Origin of the sequence: Planctobacterium marinum (assembly GCF_036322805.1) — a bacterium.
Classification (GTDB): Bacteria; Pseudomonadota; Gammaproteobacteria; order Enterobacterales; family Alteromonadaceae; genus Planctobacterium; species Planctobacterium marinum_A.
Genome location: NZ_AP027272.1, coordinates 3,570,063 through 3,587,843, shown reverse-complemented (window position 1 = coordinate 3,587,843; position 17,781 = coordinate 3,570,063). Strand labels below are relative to the sequence as shown.

At 47.5% G+C, this 17,781-nt stretch carries 2 protein-coding genes; both read left to right on the top strand.

Annotated features, from left to right (window positions below):
• Nucleotides 1-25: 25 nt before the first annotated feature.
• Complete coding sequence (locus AABA75_RS15835) at nt 26-15,718, top strand: Ig-like domain-containing protein (RefSeq protein WP_338293653.1); 15,693 nt, start codon at nt 26-28, stop codon at nt 15,716-15,718.
• Between the two features lie 74 nt (nt 15,719-15,792).
• Nucleotides 15,793-17,745 carry a cytochrome c3 family protein gene (locus tag AABA75_RS15830; RefSeq protein WP_338293651.1) on the top strand — a complete coding sequence of 651 codons (1,953 nt, stop codon included), beginning with the start codon at nt 15,793-15,795 and terminating at the stop codon, nt 17,743-17,745.
• Nucleotides 17,746-17,781 lie beyond the last annotated feature (36 nt).

Sequence of the window (17,781 nt, the reverse complement as noted above, 5' to 3'; positions counted from 1 at the left end):
TAACTCTTAACTAGAACACGCGCACATGGCTTCGAACACACTTAAAAAGCTTCGCTTCCTTTTCGTTTTAAAAGGACTTTGGATCATTGTTGCATTGGCTTTATTTAGTCCTCTCAGCTATGCCAGCACTCCCACATTTAGCTTGTCATTGTCTCCCAGCACAATTAAGCCCGGAGAAGTATCAACCGCTACTTTTACAATCGACAACAGCGCAAATAGTACAGGTGTTTCCGAAGTCGGCTTTACTGTCTCGTTGCCAACAGGCGTGACAGTCGCTCAGCAAGCGGCAGCATCTACAACTTGTTTATTGGCGAGTTTCAGTGCACCTGCGTCTGGTAGTAGCTTGAGTTTCTCTGATGCGCGTATCGGTGGAAATGACAGTTGTACCGTGCAGGTGGACATTACCAGTTCAACCGCAGGTACACATACAGTGGCTTCGGGTAGCTTATCTACGTCAGCGGGCAGCGTCACCGCGGCGAGTGCCGATTTGATTGTGGATAGTTCTGGTATGTTCCTCAGTTCCGCTTTTAGCCCCGGCACTATTGAACCTGGTCAGGTCACAACGTTGACTTTCACAGTCGATGGTACAGGGTTAGCGAATAATGTGTTTTCTTTTCAGTTTGCCAACACCTTCCCTGACGGATTGGTACTGGCAGATGCACCCAATTTCAGCACAACCTGCAGCGGACTGACAGGAACGTTTGACGGCGGTGCTTCTAGTATATCCCTCTCTGGCGGCTCCCTGACCTTGGGTACAACTTGTACTGCGAGTGTCGACCTTACCTCAGACACTGAGGGGTCTTACAAGAATGAAACCACAGCTGGACTTTATTACGAAACGGGCAACTTTGTACCTTTTACACTGTCAACTACGGCAACCTTTTTAACTGTTGAGAAGGGGACGGTTTCGTCGGCGTTTTCTTCGTTTGGTTCGCCGGGTAGCACAATCACCTTAGACTTTAGTATTCGCAATACAGACCGGGAAAATGGCATTACCGACTTGTCTTTTACCAATGATTTGAACGCGACGTTATCAGGACTAGCGGCAACAGCTTTACCCGCGACGGGGTATTGCGGTTCTGGCTCCACTATCAGTGGGTCTTCCAACTTGTCGCTATCCGGAATTAACCTCGCCTCTGGTGAAAGTTGTGAGTTTTCCATAACCGTTTTAGTGCCCGCAAATGCCGCGGCTGGCTCATACACCAATACCACCAGTACCATAAACTTAACACTGGGCTCTGCGACGACTTTGCCTGCTGTATCTGCAACACTGCAGGTGCTTCAGGCACCCACACTCACCATCAGCACTGATGCATCCATTATTGCAGCAGGCGACACCTTCACATCGACATTTACCTTAACTAACACAGACAACAGTAATGCCTTATCAAGTGGTGCGTTTACCATGGATATTGCCGGGGTTATGGCAAGTGCCACCATTAGTGCATTACCCGCGGCCAATACCTGTGGTTCGGGGTCAACATTCACACAAACGGCAAGTTCGTCAGCAGGTAGTGAATCTACGGCAATTTTTAAAGTGTCAGGCGCGAGTTTGGCCGCGGGGGCAAGCTGTAATTTTTCCATTACGGTAACTAGCCCCACGGATGCTGTTACGCAGTCTTATACCTTCACTACCAGTACAGGGAGCGCAACCGTCAACGGTTCTACTGTGTATTTTCGCCCGGTTTCAACCAGCTTGTCGGTGCAGGCTGCGCCTGTGTTCTCGATGTCATTATCCGCAGATTCAGTGGCGCCGGGTGGTAGCCTCAGTGCCGAGTTCACGATTACCCACAGTGCAAGTTCTGCGGCAGATGCAACTAATGTAGGCTTTACGTTAGATCTTGATAGTGTTATCTCGGGCATGGTTATGACTGGCGGGGATCAAGCCGATATCTGTGGTTCAGGCTCATCTCTCTCTGGCACCGGAGCACTTACGTTTTCTGGAGGAACCCTCTCTCCCGATAATTCTTGCTCATTTACCGTTCCTATCTCAATCCCTTCTTCTGCTGCAACTGGAAGTAAAACACTGACGACGAGCACTATGACGGCTGATTCATCTGGCTTGAGTTTGACATCGGCGGCACGAACTGCAGATTTCCTGGTAACCGGATTAACGTTGTCCCACACTTATCTGACTAATCCTACGTTGCCGAATTCATCTTCGATCATTCGCTACACTATTAGCAATAATGCCAACTCTCCTGCAGCATCCAATATTGCATTCTCGCATAACCTGTCTAGTGTAATTTCTACGATGACTTCAACAGGAAGTCTCCCGACTGAGCCTTGTGGCACGGGCAGCGCTATCACTGGCCCAAGTAATTTGTCTTTTAGCGGTGGTAATCTGGCTCCGGGAGCAAATTGTTCATTTGATGTGACGGCCAGCATTCCTGCTGGCGCAACAGATAGTAACTATATCAGTGTGACCTCTGATGTATCGGCAACGGTGGATAGTATTAATACTACTACCTCGGCATCCTCTGCGACTTTGACTGTGGAATCCTTAACCGCTTTGCTCAGTACCACAGCAGGTGCGTCTACGAGTACTTCACCTATACCTGTTACCATCAGTTTTAGTCGCGATGTAAATGGATTGGATGCCAGCGATTTCACTGTTACCAATGGTTCGGCCGCCAATCTATCGGGAAGCGGCGACACTTACACTGTTAATATTACTCCTTCGGCGGACGGTGACGTCACGGTTACATTGCCGGCTAATGCGGTGTCTGATGCAGTAGATAGTTCGGTACAAAACCCGGAATCTAATACACTGACGATTGATTATTCAGCGACACCTTCAACGGTCACTCCAACTTTATCCATCAGTTCTGCCAGTGCATCTTTAACCTCAGGCGGGCCCATCACGTACACAGTCACTTACTCTAACGCTGACCTGGTGAATCTGGCGACTTCCCACGTAACCTTAAACAAAACAGGTACCGCTGATGCAACCGTTTCGGTGACGGGCTCAGGTGTCACTGAGCGAACAGTGTCTCTTTCGAATATAAGCGGTGATGGAACCTTGGGGATTTCCATTGCGGCTGTCACAGCAAGACATGAAAGCGGTGGAACTTCTGAAGCCGCAGGTCCTTCAGGAACTTTTTCTGTTGATAATACCAGCCCTACCGTCACAATCACTGATAGTGTTGCTGATTCAATCAATGCCGCTTTTACCGCCACTTTCACCTTCAGTGAAGATGTCACCGGCTTTGCCGAGAGCGATATTACGGCCACCAATGCCAGTCTCAGTGACTTCGCCATTACCAGCGCTTCGGTTTACACCGCTACCGTGACGCCAACCGCCGATGGCAGCGTTACCCTGGATGTGGCTGCCAGTGTGGCCACCGACAGTGCATCAAACGGCAATACCGCGGCAACGCAATATAGCGTTAACTATGATACCACCGCACCGACGATTGATATTACCGGCCCAACCACATCGCAAAATGCCGCTTTTACCGCCACTTTCACCTTCAGTGAAGATGTCACCGGCTTTGCCGAGAGCGATATAACGGCCACCAATGCCAGTCTCAGTGACTTCGCCAGTACCAGCGCTTCGGTTTACACCGCTACCGTGACCCCGAGTAGTGAGGGCAGCGTCACCCTGGATGTGGCTGCCAGTGTGGCCACCGACAGTGCATCAAACGGCAATACCGCGGCAACGCAATATAGCGTTGACTATGACGCTACCGCACCGACGATTGATATTACCGGCCCAACCACATCGCAAAATGCCGCTTTTACCGCTACTTTCACCTTCAGTGAAGATGTCACCGGCTTTGTCGAGAGCGATATTACGGCCACTAATGCCAGTCTCAGTGACTTCGCCAGTACCAGTGCTTCGGTTTACACCGCTACCGTGACGCCAACCGCCGATGGCAGCGTTACCCTGGATGTGGCTGCCAGTGTGGCCACCGACAGTGCATCAAACGGCAATACCGCGGCAACGCAATATAGCGTTGACTATGACGCTACCGCACCGACGATTGATATTACCGGCCCAACCACATCGCAAAATGCCGCTTTTACCGCCACTTTCACCTTCAGTGAAGATGTCACCGGCTTTGCCGAGAGCGATATAACGGCCACCAATGCCAGTCTCAGTGACTTCGCCAGTACCAGTGCTTCGGTTTACACCGCTACCGTGACGCCAACCGCCGATGGCAGCGTTACCCTTGATGTGGCTGCCAGCGCGGCCACCGACAGTGCATCAAACGGCAATACCGCGGCAACGCAATATAGCGTTAACTATGATACCACCGCACCGACGATTGATATTACCGGCCCAACCACATCGCAAAATGCCGCTTTTACCGCCACTTTCACCTTCAGTGAAGATGTCACCGGCTTTGCCGAGAGCGATATAACGGCCACCAATGCCAGTCTCAGTGACTTCGCCAGTACCAGCGCTTCGGTTTACACCGCTACCGTGACCCCGAGTAGTGAGGGCAGCGTCACCCTGGATGTGGCTGCCAGTGTGGCCACCGACAGTGCATCAAACGGCAATACCGCGGCAACGCAATATAGCGTTGACTATGACGCTACCGCACCGACGATTGATATTACCGGCCCAACCACATCGCAAAATGCCGCTTTTACCGCTACTTTCACCTTCAGTGAAGATGTCACCGGCTTTGTCGAGAGCGATATTACGGCCACTAATGCCAGTCTCAGTGACTTCGCCAGTACCAGTGCTTCGGTTTACACCGCTACCGTGACGCCAACCGCCGATGGCAGCGTTACCCTGGATGTGGCTGCCAGTGTGGCCACCGACAGTGCATCAAACGGCAATACCGCGGCAACGCAATATAGCGTTGACTATGACGCTACCGCACCGACGATTGATATTACCGGCCCAACCACATCGCAAAATGCCGCTTTTACCGCCACTTTCACCTTCAGTGAAGATGTCACCGGCTTTGCCGAGAGCGATATAACGGCCACCAATGCCAGTCTCAGTGACTTCGCCAGTACCAGTGCTTCGGTTTACACCGCTACCGTGACGCCAACCGCCGATGGCAGCGTTACCCTTGATGTGGCTGCCAGCGCGGCCACCGACAGTGCATCAAACGGCAATACCGCGGCAACGCAATATAGCGTTAACTATGATACCACCGCACCGACGATTGATATTACCGGCCCAACCACATCGCAAAATGCCGCTTTTACCGCCACTTTCACCTTCAGTGAAGATGTCACCGGCTTTGCCGAGAGCGATATAACGGCCACCAATGCCAGTCTCAGTGACTTCGCCAGTACCAGCGCTTCGGTTTACACCGCTACCGTGACCCCGAGTAGTGAGGGCAGCGTCACCCTGGATGTGGCTGCCAGTGTGGCCACCGACAGTGCATCAAACGGCAATACCGCGGCAACGCAATATAGCGTTAACTATGATACCACCGCACCGACGATTGATATTACCGGCCCAACCACATCGCAAAATGCCGCTTTTACCGCTACTTTCACCTTCAGTGAAGATGTCACCGGCTTTGTCGAGAGCGATATTACGGCCACTAATGCCAGTCTCAGTGACTTCGCCAGTACCAGTGCTTCGGTTTACACCGCTACCGTGACGCCAACCGCCGATGGCAGCGTTACCCTGGATGTGGCTGCCAGTGTGGCCACCGACAGTGCATCAAACGGCAATACCGCGGCAACGCAATATAGCGTTGACTATGACGCTACCGCACCGACGATTGATATTACCGGCCCAACCACATCGCAAAATGCCGCTTTTACCGCCACTTTCACCTTCAGTGAAGATGTCACCGGCTTTGCCGAGAGCGATATAACGGCCACCAATGCCAGTCTCAGTGACTTCGCCAGTACCAGTGCTTCGGTTTACACCGCTACCGTGACGCCAACCGCCGATGGCAGCGTTACCCTTGATGTGGCTGCCAGTGTGGCCACCGACAGTGCATCAAACGGCAATACCGCGGCAACGCAATATAGCGTTAACTATGATACCACCGCACCGACGATTGATATTACCGGCCCAACCACATCGCAAAATGCCGCTTTTACCGCCACTTTCACCTTCAGTGAAGATGTCACCGGCTTTGCCGAGAGCGATATAACGGCCACCAATGCCAGTCTCAGTGACTTCGTCAGTACCAGTGCTTCGGTTTATACTGCTACCGTGACCCCGAGTAGTGAGGGCAACGTTACCCTGGATGTGGCCGCCAGCGCGGCCACTGACAGTGCATCAAACGGCAATACCGCGGCAACGCAATACACGGTAAATTACGATGTGACCGCGCCAACTTTGAGTAGCTCCAGTCCCTCGGATGATTCAACACTTGTGCAAGTTGATACTGATCTGGTACTTGAATTCAGCGAGTCGATCTATTTTAACTCCTCATCTTCTGGAACATTGGAAGTTATCCGCTTGTCGGATAGTAATTCAGAGCTTGAAAACATTACGTTGACATTAAATGCGGGGGAACTCTCTGGTCAGGGAAGCGCGACTATCTCTGACGCAACATTAACCATTAATCTGAATGAAAATCTCAAAGCTGGTGGGTCTTATGCCATCCGTATGAGTAGTGATTTGTTGAACGATGAAGCTGGCAATGCTTATGACGGTATTAGTTCATTAACCGCATTGAACTTTAATACTATTCCTGCGCTAATTCTGCTGGTTGACACTACACAATTAATTGAAGAGAAAGAGGAGACTGCAACTGTAACTGTCGCTTTAAGAAATGCCGAAGGCCAAGCATTGAATGCAAGTTCTTCAGTTACTGTAAATTTATCCTTTACAGGTTCAACAGCGACGAATGGAGATGATTTCAATGTTAGCGGAATTACTAACAACGCACTGACTATTTCAGCTGGCAATAGTGAGTCATCCTTTACTATCACATCGATTAATGATTCTCCCCTGGCTGACGAGCCCGAGCAGGTCTTGGTGGCAATTGATAATATCCCGAGTGCGAATGCTTTGGAGGAAACGACACAGCAGATAACAGTGAATATCGTGGAAAACGCTGTGCCGGAAGTGACCAACTTACCCACTCAATTCACGATTCAGGAAGATACTAAAACTAACCTCGCTTTGTCAGATGTTGTAATTTCAGACAGCGAAGGTGATTCGGTGCAACTTAACTTTGTCGTCAGCGAAGGCGATATATTATCTCCGCTGGGTAGTGTTAGCGGTGTGGTCGTCACGCAGGTCGATACTCAAACTCTTCAGTTGGCTGGAACTGCCGCGGAGATTAACTCCTTTTTGGACGATAGCAATGCGATTGCTCTGATTCCGTTGGCGAACTCTAACAGTCAATTTAATCTGTCATTAACTGTGACAGATGGCACTGAAACTAGTGCAGCTGCGACAGTAGCTATCAATATAACAGCGGTTAACGACGCTCCTGAGTTGATTAACGGTCAATCCATAGGCTTTGATATGTCTGGAGGTACTATTCCATCAGTAACTGCTTACACCGAGACTGAATCAGGGATCACGATGACAGTGTCTCTTGACGCTGGTAATTTGACTGTGGCAGATCTGCAAACACTTGGCGGCACAGAAGGTAATGTGCTGTACAGCAACGGTAGTGCCGTTACAAATGACATGTCGGTCACTTTTAGTGAGGAAGTCAACCTGGCTTCTTTGCAGTTGTTCTTTGCTGCTGGAACCGAACCACAGACTATGACATTCACTCCTCTAGGGGGGACGGGTACTTCCTTTACTGTACCAGCAAGCAAGTTTGCAATAGACAATGTCGGCAGCAAGATAGATTTTGATGGCTGGAATGGCGTAACAGGAATGACAGTGACGAGTGTCGAAAGTGCTTTCTCTGTTGGTATAGACAGTCTTGTTGTGTCAAAAGCTAGCACAGATATTAGTGTTACTGAAGATATCTCATTTGCGCTAGATATGAGTTCACTTACCATTTCAGATGCAGATAGCACCTTACTTAATCTTGAGTTAACCGTACCATCAGGGAATTTATCTCTGCTAAATAGCTCTACTTCGGGATCGTCGATAAGCACAACGAGCAATGGTTTGTCGGTAAGTGGAACCGCGACACAGATCAACCTCTTCCTCAATGAAACCGGTATTGTTCTGTATACACCGGCAGAGAATGCTAATGGTGAAAATTTGACGGCAATATCTCTGAGTGTCAATGATAACGATGGCAGCGCTGCTCTCGTAAGACAGGTGATAGGTGTTAACGTTTCTGCGGTGAACGATGCTCCGGTTGTCACCAATTTGAATGGTGACTCTGTTAACTTTACTCAGGGTACAAGTTCTGTCCGAATTGACGCCAACAATGACGCTGCTTTGTCGGATGTTGATGATACAGACTTTGATGGTGGTCAGCTAATAGTCAGCGTCACTTCTGGAGGTGTAAGTGCTGATGATTTAATTAGTCTGCAGTCGGGATTGTTGGATAAAAGCGCGGGAGCGTCAGTTACAGTTGACAATATTACTGTGGGAACTTTGGTTAATGCGATTGGCGTGGGCAATGATTTGGTGGTTAACCTGAATGCCAATGCCAATGCCGACAGAGTGAGCAGGTTACTGCAAGCTGTTACCTATTTTAACAACAATACAATTGATAGTGTGTTTACAGCACGACAAATCTCTGTGCAAGTTTCCGATGGTGAAGACGTTTCTGCTTCCTCTCTCGTAACAGTGACTTTTACTCCTCTTGACAGGGACTCGTCGTTTACATTTGATGTGCCATTTACTCGCATCACATCTGAAGCCTTGAGTCAGAGCACGGCTCAAACCGCTGTGGTTATTGATATTAATGATAGTGGGAGTGATGGTGTCAATACCGTCATCACCGGTATTAACTTTGCAGTGACAGGAACCCTTAACGCCGACAATATGTCATTTTCACTGCGAGAAGTAAATGAAAGCAATGCAACCACAATTGCGACTTATTTCGGGGTATACGCAAACGGAATTTTATCCTTTGACGACACTATCAATATTGCCAATGGTAGTAGCAACATACAGCTCTACCTCGAAGCTTGGTTTAATGATACAGCACCACTTGTTGATAACTCGAATATTAGCTTCTCTATCACTCCGACAGTACAGGTATCGGTATCTGAAACAGGGTCTCAGATTGGTACCAGTACGACACAGCAGCCTGTGACATTAACCCTGGATATTGAAGCAACGCAATTATTATATAGCCGGCAACCTGAAGGGGTAGTTTCAGGGAATGGGTTTGCAGTGACACCACTGGTTGCCGCAACCGATCGTCATGGTTTGCTGGATACAGATTTTAATGAAGCAATATTACTATCGGTATCAGGTCCGGGGCTACTGACTGGTAATACCGCGGCGGCTGCTGCGGGTATTGCTTCATTCGACGGCTTGAGCTACGCAGCGACAGAAGACAATGAGTTAATCTTGCTGACGGCATCTTCCGGTGCGCTTGAAACAGTCACTTCGGATAATATTGTCTCGCAAGTTATTGCAACTAACATCAGGTTTGATGTTCAACCTGCGCCATTGTTGGTTAATGCCGGTTCGGTTACACAGTTTACCACCGCACCATCCTTAAGTGCTGTTAATGGCCAAGGGGTTCTCGATACCGATTTCTTCGAAGAAGTCGCGCTTCAAGTCACCAATGCATCAGGCTCTGCGCAATTGGCCGGGTTAGGTGATCTGGATGATTCAAGTGATACAGTGACGTTAAACTTTGATTCGGGAGTAGTGACTTTTGAATCCCTACAAATTACTTATGAAACTCAAAGTGAAATCGATGAGTCCTTTAATCTTTTAGTGACTAGCAATGGTTTAAGCCAGGCGCTCAGTGAAGAAATTACTGTAAACACGGGACCTGTACTGGAAGGCCTCTCCAGTGAACTATCAGTCACCGAAGATGTGCTGAGTAATATTGATTTAAGCAACTTAGTTCTGACAAGTTCGCAAGCACAGTCGATTGTTATGACACTCACCGTTAATTCAGGAGCACTTTCTGCTGCTGCCGGAGATGGCACTATTGACCAGGTGCAGATAACCGGTTCCGGATCATCGACTTTGATATTACAAGGTGCGATAACCGATATCTCAGCATTGCTCACTGATGTTGAGGCAATACAGTATATGACGGCACTTAATGATGATAGTGAAGATAGCTTAATCATTTCTGTTAGTGATGGCAGCCTGGAATCAGTAGGTACAGCAGTGCTGAGTATCGTTGCCGTCAATGATGCTCCTGTTATTTCAGGCGATGCAGATACTAGTGTTTTGCAAGGTGCCGAATACCAGTTTGGTGCAATAGCCAGTGACATTGATAGTGATAATTTAGTGTTCGCTATTGCCAATCAGCCAAGCTGGACAGATTTCAATGTCGAATCTGGTGTGTTGTCTGGTGTACCCGGTGCCCAAGATGTCGGGCTTAATGAAGATATCGTTATTTCTGTTTCTGACGGAGAGTTAAGTGCGCAATTGCCAGCCTTCAGCATCGAGGTAATCAGTACTAACAGTGCTCCAGTGGCCGAGGATCAGACTGTCACAGCTATTGAGGATACCGCTATCAACATCGGATTATCGGCTTCAGATGCTGAAGGTAACGAATTAGAGTACAGCATTGTAACCACAGCGACAGCGGGCGTAGTTCAGCTCAATGGTGCTGTGGTGACATATCTACCAAATGCTGATGTATCGGGTGTGACTGATACGTTCACCTTCGTTGCTAATGATGGTCAGTTTGAATCAAATATCGCGACTGTGACCATTGAGATAACCCCAGTGAATGATGCGCCAGAGATTTCAGGAGAACCTCAAGTTTCTGTCGCAACAGGAAGTGAGTATCTGTTCGAACCTAATGCATCGGATATTGACAGTGAACAACTGCTGTTTTCGATTTCAGGTCAACCCTTATGGTCTTCTTTTGATACGCAAACAGGAAGATTGTCTGGCAGTCCTCTGACTGAAGACATTGGACTTTACACTGATATCGTTATCTCTGTATCAGATGGTGAAGTTAGTAGCAGCCTTTCCGCCTTTACTATTGAAGTATTTAGCGACGGTACAGCACCTGTTGCCCAAGATCAGACAGCAACCGTAGCGGAAGATAATACGATCCAGGTTACCTTAGTGGCGTCTGATATTGACAATGATAATCTGACCTATCGCATCATTGAAACTACAAACTCTGGGGTACTGCAACTGGTTGATAATGTTGCCCAATATACACCGCAGCAAGATATTTCTGGTGTGACCGATAGCTTTACTTTCGTTGCCAACGATGGTGAATTTGATTCCAATATCGCAACGGTAACAATCAGTATTACACCCGTTAACGATGCGCCTCTGATTTCTGGTGTACCAGCGACGCGTATCAAAGTTCTTAAGACATATAACTTTGCGCCTCAGGTTACTGACGTTGATTCTGAAAGCTTGACGTTCAGTATTGAGAATCGTCCTGATTGGGCAAACTTTGCTAACAACACCGGGGTGTTAAGTGGCACCCCTTCTACCGAAGATGCGGGAGTTTATGGAGGGGTTAAAATTATCGTATCTGACGGCGAACTCAGTGCAGAGCTTCCGGCGTTTGATATTGAGGTTCTGGTCAACAGTGCCCCAGAATTACTTGGTACTCCTGATGTTGTGGTGCAAGTAGGTGAGGCCTATCAATTTACTCCACAAGCCACTGATCCGGACGGTGATGAGTTGCGTTTCTCCATTAATAATTTACCTACTTGGGCTGCTTTTGATACGACCAATGGTGCGCTAACCGGCTCACCTGCAAGCAATGATGTGGGTACCTTTACGGGTATTATAATATCCGTTACTGATGGCGTGAATACAGTATCACTGCCAGCATTCAGTATTCGAGTTTGTGAGGTTTGCGAAAACATTGCACCAGAGATAAGTGGTGTTCCGGCAAGTTCTGTGACTGCAGGTGGCGCGTATGAATTCACGCCTGTTGCGACCGACGAAAATAACGACGTATTGCAGTTTAGTATTGCTAATATACCAAACTGGGCATCGTTTGATCCTACTACTGGCCGATTGGCAGGAACACCTGCACAGTCAGATGTTGGACTTTATCGCAACATTGTGATCACCGTGAGCGACGGGCAGGATAGTGTGTCCTTGTCAGCATTTTCTGTTGAGGTTCTGTCATCAAACAGTGCGCCAACGATTTCAGGTAATCCAGCAACAACTGCTGCCAGTGGAGTACAATACAGTTTCACGCCTTCTGCCTCCGATGTCGATGGCGACGATTTGCTCTTCTCTATCGTAAATAAACCTTCTTGGGCTTCATTCAATCCTAATTCAGGACGTTTGCGTGGAACACCAGTTAAAGATGATGCCGGACTGTTTACTGACATCGTTATTCGTGTGACCGACGGTGTTAACGATGTTGTGGCGTTGCCCGAGTTTACTATCGAAGTTACTTCTCAAAACTCTGCGCCAGTGATTACAGGTACGCCACGCACAACTGTTACCCAGGGAACAGTTTATCTATTCTCTCCTTCAGCTAGTGATGCAGACGGTGACGCCCTGACCTTTAGTGTTTCCAACTTACCGGATTGGTTGGCTTTAAATGAGCAAACAGGAAGTATTACCGGTACACCTCAGGAAGAGGATGTCGGCGACTATACCAATATTGAATTGAGTGTCTCTGATGGTAATGAGCAGACAAGTTTGCCGTCTTTTGCTATTAGCGTTGTTAGTAGCAATACAGCGCCTGTAGCGACTAACTCAGAGGTGAGTACTAGCGAAGATAAATCAGTGACTATTATCGCCAATGCTGTTGACGAGAACCAGGACGAGTTAACCTTCACTATTATCAATCCGCCATTGAATGGCACATTGAATACAACTGACTCAGGTTGGGTCTACAATCCCTCGGCCAATTTCAACGGAGTGGACTCTTTTGACTATAGCGTCAGTGATGGAGAACTAACCTCTGAACAAGCCACTGTTACTGTCAATGTTACTGCAGTGAATGATAAACCAGAGGCCGTAAATGATGAGATTACGCTTGACCAGCTCGAATCTGGTATTTACACCCTGGATGTACTAGCTAATGATATCGATCCTGATATTGCCACCAACGGAGATGTGTTGTCTCTGCAGCGCGTGTCTGCAAACTTGGGAACTGCACAAATCACAGACAATCAACTCGAGGTTAACTTGGGGACAACCTTTATCGGTACTGTCAATTTAACTTATTCCATTCGCGATGCTGAAGCGAAAAACGACACAGCGCGGGTGAGTCTCACAATCAGTGGTGTTGCCGATATCAATGCGCCAATAATCACTGTGCCAGAAGATGTCACAGTCGAAGCTACCGGGCTTATTACTCAGGTTAATCCCGGAACGGCATCCGCAATAGATGCAGAAGGCAATCAACTGCCAGTAACACTGCTGGATCCAAATCTGAACTTTGCACCGGGTGTGCATACCTTGTATTGGCAAGCAGAAGATAGTTTTGGTTCGGTCTCTACAGAAGAGCAGAGGATCACTGTGCTACCGATTATTTCACTGGCCTCAGCAGAAGCGACGGCCGAGGGAACGACTGTTGAAGTGGAGTTCTTACTCAACGGGGACGCACCATCTTACCCTTATGCGGTTAGTTATACTCTATCTGGTACTGCCGAGGGCAATGGTGTTGATTATACTGGCGGTGCAGGAACGGTTACCTTTACCGAAGGGCAGTTAGCAAAAGAAAGCTTTGATGTGCATATTGATAGTGAAATCGAAATAGACGAGACAATCATTGTCAGTCTCGACGAGGGACAAAACATCGGAGCAAACAGCACGGCTACCATCACCATTTCAGAGGACAACATTGCTCCAACTATTACTTTGACAGTGTTACAGGATAGCATTCCTACTTTTGTTGTGGCGCAGGACGAAGGTCAAACGATTGTCATGGCCGAAGTTGCCGATCCTAACCCACAAGATTCGTTGTCACTGGATTGGACTGCTGAGGGTATCGATATCTTCAGTACAACAGGAGATAGTTTCGAGTTTGATCCTTCTGTGTTGGATACGGGCCGCTATGAAGTCTCGCTCTATGTCAATGACGATGGTGAGCCGATTCTAGACGCTACCGAGAGTGTCGTTTTTGAAATCGTTACCAGTCGTAGCGAACTCAGTGAAACAGAGGACACTGACGGTGACTTAATCCCCGATGCTCAGGAAGGTTATGGAGATAGTGATGGGGATGGTATTCCAGACTACTTAGACGCGATTGATGATTGTAATGTGATTGCATCGCAGGCTCAGGAACAATCTCAATTCTTGGTGGAATCAGAACCCGGTGTGTGCATGCGCGTAGGAGATACTGCGTCACAAAACGATTCAAATGGCGTTCAGGTCGTGGTCGATAATAATGCACCGCGTCAATCTCGAACTAATCAATATGGTGAGAGAGTAGAGTTATTAGCCAATGATTTACCAGAAGATCGAAATTACGAAAATGTCGGCGGCATCTTTGATTTTGTTCTGTATGACCTTCAAACAGCCGGCCAGGTTGTGCGTGTGGTTATGCCACAATCTCAACCGATTCCAGAAAATGCGGTGTATCGCAAATATAATCCGAGCACAGAGTTATGGCGCAGCTTTGTCAGCAATGACAATAATAAGGTGTTTTCTGCCCCTGGTGCAGAGGGTAATTGTCCGCCGCCGGGAGCGGCCAATTATAAAGCCGGACTAACCGCTGACCATTGGTGTGTGCAACTGCTCATTAATGACGGTGGACCCAATGACCAGGACGGGGCTGCTAATGCTGCAATTGCTGACCCTGGCGGCGTCGCGATATTTATCAGTGACAATACCAAGCCTGTGGCCGCCGACGACAATATCCAGATGTCATGGAACTCTGAGGTTGAAATTGATGTATTGCGAAACGACAGCGATGCCGATGGAGACCAGTTGAGTATCCGCAGTGCTGAAGCGAATATCGGTATCGTTGAGATTCGGTCTGATCGTTTGTTGTACATTGCGCGGGCAGGGTATGCAGGTAGAGATACGATTAGTTATGCGATAGGCGATGGCAATGGTGGGCGCGCTAACGCTAAGGTTGTCCTCGAAATAAGAGGTAATCGAGCGCCGGGTGCATCAGATGACTTTGCTGAAACTGACAACTTAACACCAATCGTGATTGATGTGCTGGCAAATGATATTGACGTCGATGGCGATGAGATTTCGGTTGTCAGTGCTGTTGCCAACTCTGGTAGTGTGGTTGTGTTGGCTGACAATCAGATTCAATACACACCTGAACTGAGCTTTAGTGGTCTGGATATTGTGACCTATGAAGTTGTCGATACCAATGGCGCAACTGCTATCGCGACAGTTTCAGTTTTTGTTGATGGCAATGAATCGCCTGTCGCAGCTTCCGACAGTGTTGTCACCGAGTACGAAACGAGTGTTACGGTTGATGTTATATTGAATGACTCCGATCCTGATGGCGATGCGTTAATGGTCATTGCAGCGCAAGCAAATAATGGCCGTGTTGTAGTGAACGACGACAATACAATAACTTACACACCAGAGGCGGGCTTCAGTGGTACTGATATTATTAGCTACACCATCACAGACGGTGCACTTGAAGCTTCATCTCAGGTAACAGTTACCGTGAATCCTGAGCCTGTTGAAGTAGTCAAGGTAACCGGCTCCTCTGGTGGCTCTCTGACATTATGGTGGCTGTTGTTGTCACTACTGCTTTTAGGGTATCGTTCGGCTTTAAGTGGTAAACGTGCCAAAATTGGTATCAAATTTATGTCGTAACACTCTGTAGCGTTGAATCTGAATTGAGTTTTTTCGGGTTCAACGCCTTCTGCCTGTGTTGTAAAGGAATTTTCTTGCTGCGTTTCATCATTTATTCAGTATTTTTTCTCTCTTATCTCTGTAAACTTAATGCAACCCCAAATTATATTGCTAATGAGCAAGGGTATGTGGATAGCCAAGTGTGTGCGAGTTGCCATGTAGAGCATTCTGAAGGCTTCAAGGGAGTTGGGATGTCCCGGTCTTTTGCTAATGTTGATATTAAGTGGTTTAGCGCTGATAAGCTTGCAGGTTTGCCATTCTACCATGCTCCATCAAACCGTTATTACGATATCGTATTGAGAGACAACAAAGCATATTTTGTCAGATATCAATTGGATTACCTACAGCAAAGAGTCAATGAGATTCAGGTGCAAATTGATTATCTGCTGGGCTCGGGAAATAAGGTGGTTAGTCCGCTATTTCGTACGGCAAATGACGAAATATATATGCTCCCGATTAACTGGTACACCGAAGGACGATTTTGGGAGATGGCACCGGGGTTTGAAAGCTCAAAACACTTTGGGCTATCGAGACAAATATTGCGCGAGTGCATGTTTTGTCATAATGCTTATCCTTTTAGTGAAATGGAACAAGATAGTTTTGTCCATCGCGACACCTTTCCAAAACAGCTACCTCAAGGTATAGATTGTCAGCGCTGCCATGGACCCGGCGAAAACCATCTTGAAGCTGTGTTCGGAAAGGCCAAAAACCTTTCAGAAATAAGGAACTCGATTGTCAACCCAGCCAAATTGCCGGTTAGGGAACGGGACTCTGTCTGCTTTCAGTGTCATATGTTACCCGCCGTGAATATGGTGGGGGTTCGTCGTTTTGAAAGAGGTGATTACAGCTTCCGCCCAGGAGAGACACTTTCAGACTATATTTTACATGTGGATACTGTGGATGCGAACGTCAGTCGGGAACAGAGATTTGAAATTAATCATCACGGTTATCGTCTTTCAAATAGCGCATGCTTTACTCAATCTCAAGGTGAACTGACTTGCATAAGTTGCCATAACCCACATCACAAGCCCGCGGAAATAGATTTTGTCCAACAGGTGGACGCTACCTGTCTCGGTTGTCACGAAGCCCCAGAGAGTGCTGTTCACAACAATGCAGCTGAGGCAAACAAAAGTTGTGTTAATTGTCATATGCCCCAGCGGCGGGCTCAGGATGTCATCCATGTTGTAATGACAGACCATCGAATCGGTATTTATCCAGACTCAGAACGACTCACGGAGCCTTATACTAAACTACCTCCTGATTTAATTGGCCTGGAATTGCACGACCTTCAGCTGGAGTTGGGTGAGACTGAGGGGGATATTTATCGATTGGTCACGATTTTAAAAACGGTAGTTTCGGCACAATATGCAAAGTATTTAAAATCCCGCTTGCAGCAAGCTAACTATCCTCACGTATTGCCTTACATCATCTTAGCTGAAACTCAAATGAAGCTTAAGGATTACCAAGAAGCATTGGGGACTATTAATTATATTCGCCAAAGGTTTGGGGAAATTTCCAGAGTGGAAGAGTTAAAAGCAATTAGTCAGGTTGCTATGCAACCTGAAGGCGATGCTGAGGCGATCTTTGACTGGCTCATTAAACAAGACCAAGGCAATGCAGAGCTTTATTTCAATTATGGTCTGCTCAAGTATCAGAAAAAACAGTATCAAATAGCGTTGGTTTTGTTTGAGAAGGCGGGGTTGATGAGGGAAAATTTTGCGAATGCAGTCATTTACGAGGCCTTCACATTAGAAAAGCTAAAACGTCTCAATGATGCGATTGAAAAGTTTAGACACGCATTACAAATAGATCCGTTATTAGACCAAAGTTATGTTCATCTGATTAAGCTTTACCACGCCGAAGGTAATAAGCAAGAGGCAAAGCGTTATTTTCAACTGGGTACTTTAAACGCAATTGACAAATCGGTGATTACAAGCCTCGCATTGGACGAAGATAAAGGCTATTTATCGATAGACAAAAATGATTAAAATATGAAAAGGCCGAATTTCCTCTCCTTCAAGGAT

Bases quoted from the DNA above. Each gene is read 5' to 3' on its own strand.
- AABA75_RS15835 (WP_338293653.1), top strand. From the start codon at position 26: ATGGCTTCGAACACACTTAAAAAGCTTCGCTTCCTTTTCGTTTTAAAA.